At 48.8% G+C, this 18,051-nt stretch carries 11 protein-coding genes; 7 read left to right on the top strand and 4 right to left on the bottom strand.

Annotated elements, in window-relative coordinates; all coding sequences use genetic code 11:
- Nucleotides 1–68: 68 nt before the first annotated feature.
- The 3 genes from B5F77_RS03755 to B5F77_RS03745 all read left to right on the top strand — a co-directional run bounded on the left by B5F77_RS03755 (nt 69) and on the right by B5F77_RS03745 (nt 5,898).
- The gene (locus B5F77_RS03755; RefSeq protein ID WP_087327848.1) at nt 69–4,043 is read left to right on the top strand and encodes a hypothetical protein; all 3,975 of its coding nucleotides are present in this window, start codon (nt 69–71) and stop codon (nt 4,041–4,043) included.
- Nucleotides 4,044–4,212: 169 nt separating this feature from the next.
- Complete coding sequence (gene ung / locus B5F77_RS03750; RefSeq protein WP_087327845.1) at nt 4,213–4,875, top strand: uracil-DNA glycosylase; 663 nt, start codon at nt 4,213–4,215, stop codon at nt 4,873–4,875.
- A 63-nt stretch (nt 4,876–4,938) separates the two neighbouring features.
- Nucleotides 4,939–5,898: a FimB/Mfa2 family fimbrial subunit gene (locus B5F77_RS03745; protein ID WP_087327987.1), complete on the top strand. Its 960-nt coding sequence runs from the start codon at nt 4,939–4,941 to the stop codon at nt 5,896–5,898.
- A gap of 88 nt (nt 5,899–5,986) precedes the next feature.
- Here the strand turns inward: B5F77_RS03745 and B5F77_RS03740 are convergent, their stop codons facing one another.
- From B5F77_RS03740 to B5F77_RS03730, 3 genes are all read right to left on the bottom strand, one after another.
- The gene (locus B5F77_RS03740) at nt 5,987–7,201 is read right to left on the bottom strand and encodes a PNGase F N-terminal domain-containing protein (RefSeq protein WP_239445722.1); all 1,215 of its coding nucleotides are present in this window, start codon (nt 7,199–7,201) and stop codon (nt 5,987–5,989) included.
- A gap of 385 nt (nt 7,202–7,586) precedes the next feature.
- A complete protein-coding gene (locus tag B5F77_RS03735) occupies nt 7,587–9,962 on the bottom strand; it encodes a glycoside hydrolase family 3 N-terminal domain-containing protein (protein ID WP_239445721.1) in 2,376 nt (791 codons plus the stop codon).
- A gap of 71 nt (nt 9,963–10,033) precedes the next feature.
- Nucleotides 10,034–11,191 (bottom strand): FN3 domain-containing metallophosphoesterase family protein, encoded by a 1,158-nt coding sequence (locus tag B5F77_RS03730; RefSeq protein WP_087327984.1) that lies wholly within the window; start codon nt 11,189–11,191, stop codon nt 10,034–10,036.
- Between the two features lie 225 nt (nt 11,192–11,416).
- On the opposite strand from B5F77_RS03730, the gene uxaC reads away from it, so the two are divergent.
- The 4 genes from uxaC to uxuA all read left to right on the top strand — a co-directional run bounded on the left by uxaC (nt 11,417) and on the right by uxuA (nt 16,717).
- Entirely contained in the window at nt 11,417–12,820 is a 1,404-nt protein-coding gene (uxaC, locus tag B5F77_RS03725) for a glucuronate isomerase (protein ID WP_087327836.1), read from the top strand.
- Nucleotides 12,821–12,844: 24 nt separating this feature from the next.
- On the top strand, nt 12,845–14,257 hold the full coding sequence (locus B5F77_RS03720) for an MFS transporter (RefSeq protein WP_087327833.1): 1,413 nt from the start codon (nt 12,845–12,847) through the stop codon (nt 14,255–14,257).
- A 461-nt stretch (nt 14,258–14,718) separates the two neighbouring features.
- Nucleotides 14,719–15,531, top strand: coding sequence for an SDR family oxidoreductase (locus B5F77_RS03710; protein WP_087327827.1), 813 nt, complete (start codon nt 14,719–14,721; stop codon nt 15,529–15,531).
- A 13-nt stretch (nt 15,532–15,544) separates the two neighbouring features.
- Nucleotides 15,545–16,717, top strand: coding sequence for a mannonate dehydratase (gene uxuA / locus B5F77_RS03705; protein ID WP_087327824.1), 1,173 nt, complete (start codon nt 15,545–15,547; stop codon nt 16,715–16,717).
- Between the two features lie 220 nt (nt 16,718–16,937).
- Here the strand turns inward: uxuA and pdxA are convergent, their stop codons facing one another.
- A complete protein-coding gene (gene pdxA, locus B5F77_RS03700; protein WP_087327822.1) occupies nt 16,938–18,041 on the bottom strand; it encodes a 4-hydroxythreonine-4-phosphate dehydrogenase PdxA in 1,104 nt (367 codons plus the stop codon).
- Nucleotides 18,042–18,051: the final 10 nt, after the last annotated feature.

Here is an 18,051-nt window from a genome sequence, read left to right as displayed (position 1 = left end):
CACTCACGGGAACAGAAGATGCAAGTCAAGGTAGTCAAGGTACTGTTACTCTTCCCGCTGGTACGCAGATGTATCTGACGGCTGCGCCGACGAATGCGACGTTGAATGCCTATACCATGACATTAAACAAAACCGTTAGCCAAATGGATGGTTCTCATACGATTACGGTTTATACAGAAGATGGTAATAAAACTCCGGATGAAGTAATAGCCAATTATGCAGACCTCTATTATGGAGCGAAATGCACAGTGGAAGTACCAAGTAATATCCATTGCACGATGGGGCATCACTTCATGGGCTGGCTGACAAAATCCGGTTCTAATATTGCAACTATTACAGAACCAACACAAATAGATGGAACAGTAACAGTAGAACAAGGCTCAGAGACCAAACAAATATTACGCTACGAGACTAGCGAAAACGATGCGAGCGGTATCGTAAAGACAGATTATTACGCTACTTGGGTAGATAACGAGATGAGTATCTTGGTCAAGACTGAAACTGATTGGAGTACAACCAGTGCACCGGTCGTATCTGTTACACCAACGGAAGCTATTGGTTTGTTAGACTATACATTCAATGCAGGAGGAGATAGCGAAAATACAGAGCTGAAAGTACAGAATGCTGTCGTAGGCTTTTCTACAGTATCAGGAAAAGAAAACATACTGACCGGTACGCCGACATTAGCGCAAGACTATGACCAACCATCCAAAACACTGACTGACATTACAGCAACAGTTAATGTAAAAGATTCATCAAATGAAGGCGTAACGGTTAAGTTCGATCCATTTACTATTTATAAATATGATATGCTGATTACTTCGGCATCGATCAATAGTAATAATCAGCATGAATATACAGGCTTAGACCATAATGGAACAGAAGGAGAACCAGACCATTTACTTACGGTAAAGGGTAAGATTGAGAATGACCCAGAAAATAAAGAATATGTTCTTCGCGAAGGCACTCACTATCGGATTATCAGTTATAAATATAATGATAGTGCTGACGAAACATCTAATACAACAGATGGCGTTAAACTGGTAAATGCTGGTAAGTATTCTGATATTACCATCATGAATCGATTGGACAATGGCGTGAAGTTTGATCCTTCATTTAGTGGTACGACAGATCTGGTTGCACATGCGGATGAAAAGAAAACAACATTATCTGATGATGTAACTATTGCTAAACACAAGATTACCGTAACACCAACAAGCGGACAAAGTTGGACAATAGGAACAGAAGGAAATCCAACCATTAATTATACTCCGGTAGTAGGTTCGCAAGTATTCAGTGGTGAAACAGTAACAGAAAAAGTTGCTTATACAGGCTCTTTAGGGCTTTCAACGACTCAAGATGGTCCTGCTATATCTGGTAATCCAACAAAAAAGGGGACTTATTATATTGTTCAAAACGATCTTGCCCTCGCTGATGATAATAACAGTGGTTTTGATACGGATAATTATGAGTTAGCATTTACTTCAGATGTAACTTACACAGTTCAAGAAACTCTTACAGACAACAATGATATCACAATAGATGTAAGTGCAACAGATATCAGCAACTTAAACGATTGGACGTATGACGGCAAGGAACATACTTTGACAATTACAGTGAAAGATGATACTGACGAATTAACGAAAGATACAGATTATACGTTAAGTCTGACAGGTGGAAGCAGTTCAAGCAGTAGCGGTCAATTGACAGCTAAGAATGCAGGTGAATATACCGTTACGATAACAGGTAAAGGAGAATATACGGGTTCTAAGACTACGAAGTTTACTATTAAGAAAGCTACTATCTCCGCCGTTCAAGCCAACGAACAAACTGTCACATTAGGCAAAGTGGATGAGGAATTCGTATCAGAAGCTACAAGTGAGACAGTGACATTGACTGGTCTTCAGAACGATGAGACTCCAGTATTCAATAACACAGAAAGCAAATCTTCATTGAAGCTGGATGACTCTCAAACATACACTGAGGTTAAAGACTATCCAAACGCCATCATCATCGATAAGTTGGAATTAACAGATGCTGAAGATGGTTCTTTCCTGGCAAGCAATTATAAGTTCGGAACAGATGTTATCACGAATGCAACCAAAGGTACATTGAAAGTGGTAGCAGAGGAAGATATCGAAATCGATTTCCCAAATGATGACGATAGCGATATTACAGTAGATGCCGACGGAAATGGAACGATGGTATATAATGGTAGTACACCAGAGGATATCAATCTGACAATATCTATTAAAGATGATGACACTCCATTGACAAGTGGTAAGGATTATACGGTAAAATACACTAACAATGAAGGAGCAGAAATTAGTGAATCAAACATCCTGAATGTAGGTACATATACAATCACTGTAACTATCATTAAGGGAGGTGATCACAAAGACAGTAAAGCCGTTAAGACGTTGAAGGTAACAGAACGTCCTCTGACTGTAACAATCTTAGAGCAAACGATTGAAGCCAATGGTTCGGTAAATACGAAGATTAGCGATGAAACAGTAAGAGTTGATGGTGAAGTAAAGGGCGAAACAGCAGCATTTAGTGCAAACTCAAGCCTTGCATGCACTCAATCAACACTTACCGCCGGTACAATCTATGAAGATGCCATCACGAAAGGTTCTACATTTGAATTAGGTAATGGTGAAGCAGATAACAACTTCAAAGCAACCAACTATTCATTGCCAGAAACAATAGCTGCTGCCGACTTAATCGTGAAGCAAAGTATAACAGACGGGGGCGATGAAAACGATCCGTATGAGCCAACAGACGATGAGGATCCTGAAATCATCCCAGACGATGGTAATAATGATGGTAACGACTGGAAATGGAACGCAGAAACCCATCAATATGAGTTAACGTATGATGGCAACGAGCATCCGGTTAGTAGTCTGAAGGTGAAGTTTACAAAAGAAGATGGATCGTTTGAATATAAAACTGTAACTATTTCTTCTGGTAATGTTTCTTACAATCCTAACGGAACACCTAAAGATGCCAATACTTATACCGCTACGGTAACAATTAGCGACAATGATTATTTGGACGAAGGTACACTGATTTTGGCGTTGGCTATCTTACCACGTGAAATGCATGTAGACTTTATTCTTCCATCGACTATTGAATCGACGGCACCATTGGCTATCACCAATAGTCGTGTAAAGTATGAAGCACAAAGCGGAATACGCGGATTATTGACAAAAGAACAATATCCAGACATCGAAAGCGGCCAGTTCATCTTTGGTAAGCCCAATGCAGAAGGACTATGTAAAGTTACTATTCAAAACTTTATCCTCGCAACAAGTACAAGCGGTTTCAAACCAAGCAACTATCAGCTACAAATCTGGGATGCTGAAGAAGGTAAATATGTAGATTATAACAATCAAGGTGGTGATATTACCATTATCGACCCTGAAAATCCGGACGAAAATAATCCGAACAACCCAGGCGGAAGCGATAGCGGCGTAGTAGTCGATCCTGATGGCGATGACGACAACAACGATCACGGTCACGGTGGCAACACCCCAGGTGGAGACGGCAAAGTAGACTATTATAATATGTATGTAGACACCGCAGCGACGTGCGACGGTGTGGAACTCTCTTTCAGTAAGAACGTGGTACCCGAAGGCAACCAGGTCAACGTCTATGTAGACAAGATTCTGGAAGGATATAATGCCGACGATATGAAGCTCTGGTTCAAGCGTTCGCTGTATGGCTACTGGGAAGAACTGGAAGAGGGCGTGCAGCCGGGCGAATACATTATATATAATGTGTACACCGACATCTATGTGAAAGTAACAGATGTAAAGAAGGAAGATGCAACCGGCATTGAGGATGTAGAAGGCGCGAAGGTCTATACACAAGACGGCAGCCTCTATGTCTATACACCGAGCCGCTTGCCGGTATGGATCATCAGCATGACAGGCGCGGTGGTACGCAACGAGGAGCAAATCGGTCTCCAACAATATGACCGCCTGAATCGTGGCATCTACATCGTCCGCGTAGGAGAACAGGTATTTAAGATTAGGCTTTAAGCCCAAAAGAAAAAGGCCGACGCGAGTCGCCCCGTTTTAATATGTTTTATTAGTGAATAGAAAAGCGGAAGGGAGCTTTCGGGCTTATCTTCCGCTTATTTTTTCCTTTTTCGTCCATTCTGTTTCCATTTCTTTTCGTAGTTTTGTATCCATAAAAAATCATCCTAACATGAAGGTACAGATAGAAGAAAGTTGGCGTCTCCGTTTGCAAACGGAATTCGACAAGCCCTACTTTGCGGAGTTGGTAGCTTTTGTGAAACAAGAGTATCGCCAAGCGCAGGTATTGCCGCCGGGACATCTTATCTTTCGGGTATTCAATACCTGTCCGTTCGAACAAGTAAAGGTAGTCATCTTAGGGCAAGACCCTTATCCCGCGCCAGGATTATATGATGGCGTCTGCTTTTCGGTACCTGAAGGCGTGCCTATCCCGGGGTCGTTGGCCAATATCTTCTTGGAAATACACCACGATTTAGGCAAAGACATCCCCACCTCCGGCAACTTAGACCGCTGGGTAAAACAAGGCGTGCTCTCGATGAACTCTGTCCTTACAGTACGTGCTCACGAAACAGGTTCGCACCGCAACCAGGGTTGGGAAACATTTACCGATGCCGTCATCCGCAAATTGAGTGACGAACGCGACCATCTCGTTTTCATGCTTTGGGGAAACTACGCGAAAGCGAAAGCTCCTTTAATCGACGCCCATAAACACTTGATACTAACCGCAGCCCATCCTTCGCCCCGTTCTGCCGACCATGGTTTCTTCGGCTGTCGCCACTTCAGCCGTGCGAATGCATTCCTCAAGGCATGGAATATGGGAGAAATCAATTGGTAAATCAGACAACTTTCTACGCGCTTATTTGTTTTACTTATAAATAATCATTTAATACAAATGCGTATGAAAAAATTAGTATGGGGAGTGGTTATCCTCCTGGGTATGCTTACTTCTTGTTCGGAAGAAGAAAATAATTCGTCACAAGATACGGTGATGCAATTAATCAGTCCGCGCGTCAGTGCGATGGTAGAAAACGAGACTTCAAGTTATAGTCCGCTTACCGGCGTCTTGGAGGCTTATCCTTGTCAGAGCCAAAGCTCTATCTATTTCGGGAACTACACGCAAGGGAAACTAACTCCCTTTTATGGATATTATATTATCCAAGATGGACACGTGACGGGAGATAATAACCGCGTACTGAATCTCCCGGAAGGTTCGTATAATATGGTCTATTGGGGAACGCCTAAATACGAAGAGCCCACGTATAGCACGCCCGCTATTTCGGAACCAGGTCTCCAGATTGGTGCGGATTTAGCCCAACTCTATTTTAGCCTGCGCGCCAATGGAGACGGCACGTATATGCCTGTCTTCGACATGGTGCACGCCATCAAGGAGATGGACACAAGCGAAGATTTCCAAGCATCGCTGCAACGGGTTGTAGCGGGATTGAAAGTGATTGTCAAGCGAAAAGACAATGGTATCTTTGATTCGGATATCCTCAAGATGCAAGTGCAGATAGGCGGTATTGCCGAGAAATTGAATGTCTATACCGCCGAACCGGAAAATCAGACGAAGACCGTACAGTTCGATTTGGTCCGTTCGGAAGACGGCACGTCGATGAGCAATGCGACTGTGATGCTTTTCCCCTCTGCTGAACATCCGCAACTCGACCTCCTCATTACGACACAAGACGGCAAAACGCACCGGCTCACGAAAACATTGGAAACGACCCTATCGGCCAATACGCGCCTCACGCTCCAAATCCTCCTCGGAGAGGTTCTTCCTTCCGAACGTAAAGGCAACTTTACTATCGAGAATTGGCGCGAAGCCTCCGAAACGATTGAGTTCATCGTAGAAGAGTAAAAAAAACAGAGACTCGGAAACACGGAGAAATGAATAATTAATCATTAAAAACTCCGTGGTTCCGAGTCTCTGTATTCTTTTTATCCGCTTATTCGTATACCAAATAAGCCGAAACCAGCCAATGGTTCATCTCCTCGCCTACGGCCGGTTGTGCTTCCGGGATATCCACCTTAAACGTATGTTCGCCTGCCGAGAGCGTACCCAGCGGAGCCGTTACCGGAGCTACGTCGCTGCCCGGACACCAGTTCGAACGCGAAAGGTCGGACGAAGCCAACGGTTCTTCTACCATCTTTTCGGCATATCCGTTGTCGCCAATATAAGCTGCCAAACGTTTGATAAGCCAAACGCCCGTCGCCGGATTGAAGCGGCGGAACGAAGCGCAATCATCGCGCCAAGGCACGAAATCGAGCACCGTCTTTCCATCTACCGATATGATATTCTGCCGTTCTACGAACTCATCGCCGCCGCTATGCCCGCCGTGTCCGGTCACGATATACTTCAGCTCGGCGTTGTGGGCCTCTTTCGGCAGGTTGAAGGTCACCTCCATCGCTTTGCGGGCAAAGATATCGGGGTATGCCTGGCCGATGTAATAAACCGTATTCATGAGCGGGACTACGTGGCGCTCAGGCAGGGCGTCGTTTGCCAACTCGCTCTCGTCGATGTCCAAATCCACGCTGATTTTATAGCCTGTCTCGTTCCAAGTATCGATAAACACACCCACGTATGCCTCGCCTTCCAGCAAGGGATAGAGCGGCGTGATGTCTTGCTCCCATTTCACGGAAGTCTCCCATTTCGGGATATAAACCGGACGGCGATGGCCTGTCAACGAGTCCTCCGGCTCACTATAGTAGCCCACGCCGAAGGGCGTCATGAAACGCATCAACTCGACCGTCGGGAGATAATCTGGCCCGGGGACCGTCCCAATCAATTTCTCATATTTCGTACTATCGACCGCGGGGAATTGCTTCTCACCCTTGGCGATATTCAACAAGTTGATGACCGACTCCTTCGGCAGGACGAAGAGCGAGCCGGATTTATCCCAACGGTCGCCATTCGAGGCCAATTCCACGCGCGCCGTGACCGATACATTCCGTTGGTAGGCAGGCAACGTTATCTTCTTTAAGATAATACGGCCGTTCACCAAACGGATAACGCCATCTGCGTTGGCCTCCGTATAATTTCCCAATGAATCGGGATGGAAACAAACCACTTCGTCGTGGAACACTTTCAAATCCGTGTCGCCCATTGCCGGATATTCCTTCGGGCCACACGCTGCCAGCCCTATCAACGACAGGCAGGCCATGCTTTTCGTAAAAATACTTTTAAACATACTATAGACCTTTATTTAATGAATCATTTTATTTCCTTTCTTCTTTTCAATCTCGATAGAGACTCTATCCGGAATACTTTCGTCAAAGTAAGCCCGATAGAGCGTAAATCGGCAGCACTTTCGTCAAAGTAAGCCCGATAGAGCGTAAATCGACGGCACTTTCGTCAAAGTAAGCCCGATAGAACGTAAATCGGCGGCACTTTCGTCAAAGTAAACCCGATAGAGTGTAAATCGACGGCACTTTCGTCAAAGTAAACCCGATAGAGCGTAAATCGGCGGCACTTTCGTCAACACAAGCCTGATAGAGTGTAAATCAAGAGCGCTTTCGCCCGCGCAAAGCCGATAGAGACGCTGCCGCTTACTCGACCGTGAACGTATCCTTCAACCGGATATCTTCCGACGAGGCGCCGATACGGACTTCAAATTCGCCCGGCTCGACACGCCATTCGTTATGCACATCCAGGATTTCGAGGTCGGCGGGATGGAGCACAAACGAGACGCGCTGCGTTTCGCCCGGTTGCAAATGGATGCGCTCGAAACCGCGCAACTGAGAATCATACGGGATGACGCTCGCCACCTTGTCGCTCAGGTAAAGCTGCACCACTTCGTCTCCGGCGCGCTGGCCTGTATTGGTCACATCTACCGAAACATGAATGTCGCTCTGGCTGTGAGGCGTCTCTTGCTCGATGGTCAAATTATTATATTGAAACGTAGTATAACTCAAACCAAATCCAAAAGGATAGAGCGCGCCGTTTACTCGCGTCGACCCCGAACCGTTCGGTCCCGCGAAATATTGCCCGTCTTGCGAACCGGGTTTAAAGGGGAAGTTAAATTCTATCTGTCCGATGCTCTGCGGGAAAGTCATGGGCAAACGTCCGCCCGGATTATACTCTCCAAAGAGCGTGCGGGCAATCGCAGTCCCTCCCACGCAACCGGGGAACCATGCCTCCAAGATAGCCGGGATATTCCGATCGGCCCAATTGATAGTCAAAGGCCGCCCATTAATCAAAACCAAAACGACCGGCTTGCCCGTTGCATGGAGTGCCTCAAGGAGTTGCTGCTGACGGCCCGGGAGGTCTAACGACGTACGCGAACGGCTCTCGCCCGTACAGGTCTCGTCTTCGCCCAAGACCGCAATAATCAAATCGGCCTCCGCAGCCTTTTGGGTAGCCTCCTCAATGCCGGCCTGCTCTTTCGGAGTAAGCGGCGCGGGGATAATCTCGCTATCCGGCCAGAGGGAGTCTTTTACAGCGCATCCTTGGGCGTAGTCCACCTCGGCCGAACCCTTCAGATAGGTTTCGATGCCCTCGTAGACCGTAATATTCTTCAAGCCTTGGGGACCGTAACGGCTAATCATATAATTCGTTTCTTTGGCTAAAGGCCCTACCACCAATACGCGCTTCAACGTTTTCTTGTCCAGCGGAAGCAAACTATTTTCATTCTTCAAGAGGACGAGCGACTGGCGTTGCATCTCCATCACGAAGTCTTCGTGCTTGTCTGCCCCTACGAGCTTATCCGCCAACGAAGGATCCTCGACATACGGATGGTCGAACAAGCCCAATTCGAACTTCACGCGAAGGACTTCCCCTACGCGCTGGTCCAACACTTTCCGGCTCAGCTTTCCCTCTTTCACCAACTTGCGCAACGGAAGGATATAATCAGCAGGAGGCGTGAAGTGCGTACGCACATTCAATCCCGCTTCGACGCATTGCCGTACCGCCTCTTCATACGTATCCGCCACACGATGCTTCGTCTGCACAAATTCGACCGCCTCACTATCGCTTACCACATACCCCCGGAAGCCATACGCCTCGCGCAAAAGTTCGGTCAGGAAATAATAGCTGGCTGTGACCGGCACGCCGTCCCAATCGTTATAACTACTCATGACGCCCATCGGATGCGCCTCTTGGATGACACGCTTAAAGGGATACATAAAGAGTTGATGCAATTCGCGCGGAGCGATATGCGGGTCGGTACGTACGGCCGCATCGCGCCCTCCTTTAGGCACGCTATACGCCGCATAATGTTTCAACGTAGAAGCCGCACCTTGCGACTGGATACCTTTCACCATCTGAATACCCAGCTCGGCAATCAAGTAAGGCTCTTCGCCATAACACTCGAGGGCACGCCCCCAACGCGGATCCCGTGCCACGTCCAAAATCGGCGCATACACATTGGTATATCCCAGTGCTTTGGCCTCTTTTCCGGCAATACATCCCGCTTGATGTACCAATTCGCGGTTCCACGTGCTACCGATACCAATCGGCGCCGGAAAAGGCGTGGCCAAGGTATGATTCAGCCCATGAATGCCTTCGTTGGAGAAATCCACCGGGATACCCAGGCGCGTCTCCTCTACAAACCATTGCTGGATTTGGTTGATAGCCTTCGCATGGTTGCTAAAGGGATAAATCAATTCCGGATAACGCTTCCGTCCGCTTCCGACACCGTTCAATTGCTCGTCGATATTGGCGATGCCGTCCTTCCAGATCTCTTCCTTCCAGCGCGCCGTAGGTAGGGAATCCGTCAGGACGCGCCCAGAGCCATAAAGCGTAGCCAGCTGGCAAGTCTTCTCCTCAACCGTCATTTGGTTTAATAAATCCTGAATACGGGCATCGATATCAGCTTCCGGATTTTCATACGTATCCATCGTCCCATTCTTATTGAAATCTATCCATCCCTCTTTGTAGATGGAATCTTTAGCCTCCGATCCCATGACAAAAAGCGAAGCAGCCATAATGCATAAGTATTTCTTCTTCATTTTTCTTTGCGTTTAATCTTCACGAACACAAAATTAATATTTATTTCTCATTTTTCAATATGCAACCTATCGGTTTCTTTTCCTTCCAAATCATAAATGCGGATATCCAACGCGTTCCCGTCGGCATGTGCTTTGAGCAAGGTATTGTTTGAATTGACAATAATCGGGAAGGGAATGCCCTCTTCGCCTGCATTTTTACGGATATATTCATGCAAATGCCCGCACAGGTAGACATCCGGTTTGGCCTCTTTTAGCAAAGGGAAAAACTTCTGCGCAATATCCAGCTCGCCATGCCAACCACCAAACGGAGGCATGTGGCACACGATGACCTTATAAAGCGCTTGCGTATACAGGTCGCTCTTCAAGGCCGTCCGAAGCCATTCGGCTTGTTGCGTGCGATAAGCATCGTAGGCCGTGATACCATAATATTCTACGTCCGAATCAGGTTTGTCCTCCCCACAATCCAATACGACGAAGCAAACCGGCCCTTGGCGGAACATATAAAACAATTCCTCGGCGCGCGGATTGAAATAATCCTTAAAGTAAGGCGCCATCGGGCCGCGCGTCTCATGGTTCCCTCGGCAATAATACATCGGAATGGAACCCGCGAAAAGTTCCGTAGCCTTGTCCATGAAGCCACTGAAAATCTGTTCTTCCGTCTCGGATACCGATACCATGTCGCCATTGAAAAGGAAAAGGTCCGTTTGCGCTAAGTCACATTGTCCTATCATCGTTTCCAACACGTCATTACGTCCATGGATATCGTTCACCATAGCAAAGGAAACCTCCGGCTTGGAGATGTCGTTCGTAGTAAACGTAAGCGGTTTCTTCCCGTAGACATCGGTCGAGGCGATTTGTCCATAATATACCTCGTGGTGCTTGTGCGACAATACCTCCTGCACGCATACGCGATACCGGTAACGCGTCCCCGGTGTCAATCCCGTCAACCGAATGGTATGGATGCGGTCCGTCACTTTAATACCTATCCGCGTATCATAGAGTTGCGTACGTTTTTCGGCATAAAAATGCGTACCATCGTCGGGAGCTATCTCAATCCATCCTACCGAAGGCTTGTCTGATATCCATACAACCGTAGCTTCCCGTTCTCCCACATTTTGCAAATAAGGCCCATGTTCGATACGCACCGCCATGAGGGGAAGCAACACGCCCCATAGCCATAAGCCCGTTAAAAACATTTTTTTCATGTACTTATATTTCATTTAATCCGTTTATAATTGTAAATCGTCCGAAAGATAGGCATATTTTTCGAAAATTAAGGTTATATTTCCCCGCATTTATACCGATAAATTTGCCTATCCACTTTTCAAGAGTGGGAAAATACTTTCCAAAAAGATATGTGCACCTCTTGATTACTTCCATTATTTGCCCTACTTTTGCCGCGTAATACCATAAAACAGTACCTAATAAAAATGGAATCATTCATTACAAACGATTTTATGCTGACCAACGAGCCAGCACGAGAATTATATCATGAGAGCGCGGAACAAATGCCTATCATCGATTATCATTGCCATTTGGACCCGAAACAGATAGCCGAGAACCATACCTTCCGGAACTTGTCGGAAGTCTGGTTGGGAGGGGACCATTACAAATGGCGGGCGATGCGCGGAAACGGTGTCCCAGAAGAATTCATTACGGGTTCTCGCTCAGACTACGAGAAGTTCGAGAAATGGGCAGAGACGGTGCCCTACACCATGCGCAATCCTTTATATCATTGGACGCACTTAGAATTGAAACGCATCTTTGGAATCGACACACTTCTGAAGCCGGAAACGGCCCGTGAAATTTACGACGAATGCACAGCTCTGTTGCAAACCGAAGAGTTCCGGGCAACTGAACTCATGGAGCGTTGCCATGTCGAAGTGGTTTGTACCACCGACGACCCAGCCGATTCGCTCCGTTACCACCAGCAAATCCAAACGCAAGGGTTAAAGACAAAGGTATACCCGGCTTGGCGACCGGATAAAGTAATGGCGCTGGAACACCCGGAAGCCTTCCGGACTTATATCCGCCAGTTGGGCGAAGCGGCCGGAATGGAAATCCGTACCTACGACGAACTCCTCGAAGCGCTCCATCGTCGGCACGATTTCTTCGCATCGATGGGATGCCGCCTCTCTGACCATGGCCTGGATAATTTCTACGCCGACGATTATACCGAGGCTGAAGTACGGGCTATCTTCCGCAAGGTAATGGAGGGCAAAGATGCCGACGAAGAGGAAATCCGGAAATATAAAAGCGCCATCCTCTTCGAGCTGGCCATTATGGATTGGGAAAAAGGATGGGCACAACAATACCATATCAGCGTTATCCGCAACAACAACACACGTATGTTCCGAGCATTGGGCGTCGATACGGGATTTGATGCCATCCTTGAAGTGAATTGCGCAGCCGCCGGACATAAATTCCTTGACCGGTTGGACCGAATCGGGAAATTGACAAAAACCATCCTCTATAGCCTCCACCCGAAAGACAACGAGGTCCTGGCGACCATGGCCTACACCTTCAACGAAGCCCCCGTACCGGGAAAAATCCAACTGGGCGCGGCCTGGTGGTTCCTCGACCAAGAAGACGGGATGCGCAAACAACTCAATGCCCTCTCGGCAATGGGTTTGTTGAGCCGATTCATCGGGATGCTAACCGATTCGCGGAGCTTCCTCTCCTACCCTCGCCATGAATATTTCCGCCGCATTCTTTGTAACCTCATCGGCGAAGATATCGAAGCAGGCAAACTTCCCCGGAGCGAAATGGATTTCCTTAAGCAGATGGTAGCAGACATCAGTTATTATAACGCCAAGCGGTATTTCGCCTTCTAAATACCTCATATAATATATGAAAAAATGACAAACTACCGCTGGACGATTTGCGCGATGATGTTTCTCGCGCTTACTGTCAATTACCTCGACCGCCAGGTGCTCTCCCTTACGTGGGACGAATTCATCAAGCCCGAATTCCATTGGAACGAGTGGCACTATGGCATCATCACGGCCACGTTCTCGATCGTCTACGCCATCGGGATGCTCTTCGCCGGGAATATTGTCGATAAATTAGGGAGCAAGAAGGGATTCCTGTGGTCGATTGGACTTTGGTCGCTGGGCGCCTGCCTCCACGCTTTTTGCGGTATCGCAACGGAAGCAGGCGTAGGATTGGACAACCGGGCCGAACTGATAGCCGCGACGGGCGACATGGCCGTACTCATCTCGACAGTCAGCATGTATTTCTTCCTTATCGCCCGTTGCATCCTGGCGATTGGCGAATCGGGTTATTTCCCCGCTGCCGTGAAGGTGACGGCCGAGTATTTTCCCAAACGAGACAGGGCGTATGCGACCTCTATCTTCAACGCCGGTGCGTCGATTGGCGCGCTTATCTCGCCGCTCAGCATCCCGCTCCTGGCGAAACATTTCGGGTGGGAACTGGCCTTCGTCCTCATCGGTGCGTTAGGCTTTATCTGGATGGGATTCTGGGTGTTCATGTATACGCCGCCCGCACGGAGCCGGTTCGTGAATGAGGCCGAACTGCATTATATCGAACAAGACAAACAATTGGAAGCTGAGCTCCTCAAAGGAAAACAACAGACCGAGAAGCCCATGCCTCTCCGCCAGTGTTTCCGCTACCGGCAGACGTGGGCGTTCGTCCTCGGAAAGTTCTGCACCGATGGCGTATGGTGGTTTTTCCTCTTCTGGACACCTTCGTACCTCAACACGCAATTCGGCATCAAGACCTCCGAGGGCCTCGGCATGGCGCTTATCTTCACGCTCTATGCCATCACGATGCTCTCGCTCATCGGCGGGAAGTTGCCCACCATCTTCATCAACCGGACGGGCAGCAATCCCTACGCAGCGCGAATGCGGGCGATGTTGATTTTCGCCTTCGTCCCGCTTGTTGTCTTGCTGGCCCAGCCCTTAGGGACGATTTCGCCCTGGTTCCCGGTCATCCTCATCGGCTTGGGATGCGCCGCGCACCAATCTTGGTCGGCCAACATCCTGACGACCGTTAGCGATATGTTTCCCAAGAAAGCGATCGCCACGGTGACAGGCATCGGAGGCATGGCGGGCGGAATCAGCTCGATGTTAATGCAGACCTGCGCAGGAAACCTGTTTGTCTACGCAGGCGAGGCACAGATGGAGTTCATGGGCTTCGTGGGCAAACCGGCGGGATATTTCCTTATCTTCTGCATTTGCTCTGTCGCCTACCTTGTGGGCTGGATTATCATGAAGACGTTGGTTCCGAAATATAAATTAATCACGGATTAAGCCTTCAAACCGGAAATAGGAATAAAAACGGGATATGAAAATGAAGAGGAGAAGTAAAGCAAAATGTACGTGTGTCGAAATAGTACCAAGGAGTAACAGAAAAGCTTCACTTTCCAGCATGCTGGAATCCTTCGCTGCGTTGTCGGGAGACTTTCCAGCATGCTGGAATCCTTCACCGCGTCGTCGGGAAACTTTCCAGCATGCTGGAATCCTTCGCTGCGTTGTCGGGAGACTTTCCAGCATGCTGGAATCCTTCGCCGCGTCGTCGGGAAACTTTCCAGCATGCTGGAATCCTTCACCGCGTTGTCGGGAAACTTTCCAGCACGCTGGAATCCTTTGCCGCGTCGTCGGGAAGGAGGGTGAAATAGGGAATATTATCAAGACGTAACAGAAACTTCATTTTCTCCCATTTTTCATTTCATCACATATACAGAAACATTAAAAACAAACAGAAAAGAAATATGAAAAACTTATTCGACGTGACAGGACGGGTGATGGTCATCACCGGCGCGACCGGCATTTTGGGCCGCGCCATGGTACGCCACTTTGCCGAGCAAGGCGCGTCCGTCGTCATTTTAGGTAGAAACGAAAAAGTAGGGAATGCGCTGGCTAACGAAGCAAAAGCCCAGGGCGGCGAGGCGATATTCCTCCCCACCAACGTGTTGGACAAAGAGGCATTGGAGGAAAACCATGCCGCCATCATGAACCGCTACGGGCGCATCGACGTGCTCATCAACGGCGCTGGCGGGAACCAGGCCGGCGCGACAATTCCGCCCGATAAAACGCTGTTCAACCTCGATATACAGGCGATGCGGCAAGTCGTGGACCTGAACCTTTTCGGAACGGTGCTCCCGACGATGGTCTTCGGACGCGCCATGGCCGCACAACGGACAGGCTCTATCATCAACATCGCCTCGGAAGCGGCCCTGCGACCTCTGACGCGCGTAGCTGGTTACGGAGCAGCCAAGGCAGCCGTGATTAATTTCACCCAATACCTCTGCGGCGAGATGGCTACGAAGTTCGGCCCCGGCATCCGTGTGAACGCCATCGCCCCCGGTTTCTTCCTGACGGAACAAAACCGGACGCTGCTCACGAACCCGGACGGAAGCCTGACGCCCCGCTCGGAAGCCATCCTGGCGCATACCCCGTTTAAGCGTTTCGGCGAACCGGAAGAGTTGCTCGGGACGTTGCAATGGCTTGCCAGCGATGCTTCGAAGTTCGTATCGGGCACGCTGACGGTGATTGATGGAGGATTTAATGCGTATTCGATTTAAATAATAAGCCATTATGTATTTATGTAAACAATCTTGGCGCTGGTATGGGCCGAACGACCCAGTCAGCCTTTGGGATATCCGGCAAGCAGGAGCCACCGACATCGTCCATGCCCTGCACCATATCCCCAACGGAGAAATATGGACGGTGGAAGAAATCCAAAAACGGCAAGCCTTGATTGCCGAAGCGGGACTGACGTGGAGCGTCGTCGAGAGCGTGCCGGTACACGAGCACATCAAGACGCAAACAGGAGACTTCCAACGCTATATCGAGCATTATAAACAAACGTTGCGCAACCTGGCAACGTGTGACATCCGGTGCGTGACCTACAATTTCATGCCTGTATTAGACTGGACGCGTACCGATTTGGCCTACCCCATGCCCGACGGCTCACGCGCTTTGCGTTTCGAACGCGATGCGTTCCTTGCCTTCGACCTTTATCTCTTGAAACGCCCCGCCGCACAAGCGGAATACAGCGAGGCGGAAAAACAACGAGCCCTTGCCCGCTATGAAATGATGGACGAAACCGAAAAGGAACAGCTGACGCGCAACATCCTGGCCGGCCTGCCCGGTTCGGAAGAGAGTTTCACCCTGGCGCAATTCCAAGAAGCCTTAGGCCGTTACCAGGACATCGACGCAGAGAAATTGCGCGACCACCTGGTGTACTTCCTGCAAGAGATTTGCCCAGTAGCCGACGAAGTGGGTGTCCGGTTGGTCATCCATCCCGACGATCCGCCCTATCCGATTCTGGGATTACCACGTATCCTCTCGACCGCTGAAGATTTCCGCCAGCTCGTGGAACGCGTACCCAATCCTTCGAACGGACTTTGCCTTTGCACCGGTTCATTGGGCGTGCGCGCCGACAATGATTTGGTCGCGATGATGTATGAATTCGGAGACCGCATCCACTTCGTACACTTGCGAAGCACGCAACGCGACGAGATGGGCAACTTTTATGAAGCCAACCATCTGGAAGGAAATGTAGACATGTATGGTATGATGAAGGCGCTACTGGAAGTGGAACAACGCAGGCAAACCTCTATACCCGTCCGTCCCGACCATGGACATCAAATGGTAGACGACCTGCGAAAACAAACCAACCCAGGCTATTCTTGCATCGGCCGCCTGCGCGGACTGGCCGAATTGCGCGGGCTGGAAATGGGTATTGCCAAATCACTGTTTAAGTAACCTCCAGCATCTATTGAAAAACGAGCTTTCCGAGAGCCCCTTCCGGATGTATCCGAGAGGGGCTCTCCTATCTGCTCGAGATAAGGTCTGCTATCTGCCCGAGATTACCTGGGTAATCTGCTCGAGATGGCAAAGGTAGTCTGCCCGAGATAACAAAAGACATCTGCCCGAGATAGGAGAACCCCTCTCGGGCAGATGCCAGATATACCCTCTTCTATTCTTATAAAACGCTCTCCTCTTCCTGCGTTAAGTCGAGCTTCTCATCATCTTTCCCCTTCTCGAAATACTGCTTGCGGAGCGGATGTGCGGTTGCCTCCTTATAGCGCAACCGATTCCGGAATATATCCAAAGCGGTATAAATCGCTTGGCGGAAAGAATCCTCGGATGCCAAATTCTTCCCAGCAATATCATACGCAGTCCCATGCGCCGGAGAAGTGCGGACAATAGGCAATCCGGCCGTATAGTTCACGCCATTATCCATGGCCAACGCTTTAAAAGGAGCTAATCCCTGGTCGTGATACATCGCCAAGACGCCGTCGAACTGCTCATACATCCGCGAACCAAAGAATCCATCCGCCGGAAATGGTCCGAACGACATCACGCCCCGACGTTCCGCCTCGGCCATGGCCGGTTTGATAATCTCTTCCTCTTCCGACCCAATCAATCCATCATCTCCCGCATGCGGATTCAAGGCCAACACCGCAATACGCGGCCTGCCTAAAGCGAAATCTTGCTTCAAGGATTGATTGAATATCTGCAACTTCGATACAATCAATTCCTTTGTCACCTGGGCTGGAATCTCCGACACGGGAATATGCCCTGTAACCAAAGCTACACGCAAATTACCCGACATCAAAATCATCAATGCCTTTCTGCCTTCTCCGCAACTCTGCTCCAGATACTCTGTATGACCAGGAAAATGAAACGATTCGCTCTGGATATTATGCTTGTTGATAGGAGCTGTCACCAATACATCAATAGCTCCCTCTTTCAAATCTTTGACAGCAGCCTCTAAAGCCTTAAAAGCAGCCTGTCCTGCTATCGGCGTAGATTGCATTAACTCTACCTTGATATCATCTTCCACGCAATTAATCAGATTCAACCGGTTTACCCCCGCATCTGCCGCTTGCGTAATGATATTCATATTGACCGCCGGTAAATCCAACGCCTTACGATGATAAGCCGCGACCTTCGACGAACCATATATCACCGGGATACACATCTCCGCCATGCGCATATCCTGAAATGTCTTTAGAATCACCTCATATCCGATTCCATTTATATCACCATGGGTAATACCCACTCTAATCATCTGTTCGCTCATATATTTTCCC

The sequence above is a fragment of the Parabacteroides sp. An277 genome (assembly GCF_002159645.1).
Taxonomy (GTDB): Bacteria; Bacteroidota; Bacteroidia; order Bacteroidales; family Tannerellaceae; genus Parabacteroides.
The sequence above is the reverse complement of the archived record's forward strand: the minus strand, read 5'-3'. Positions and strand labels throughout refer to the sequence as shown.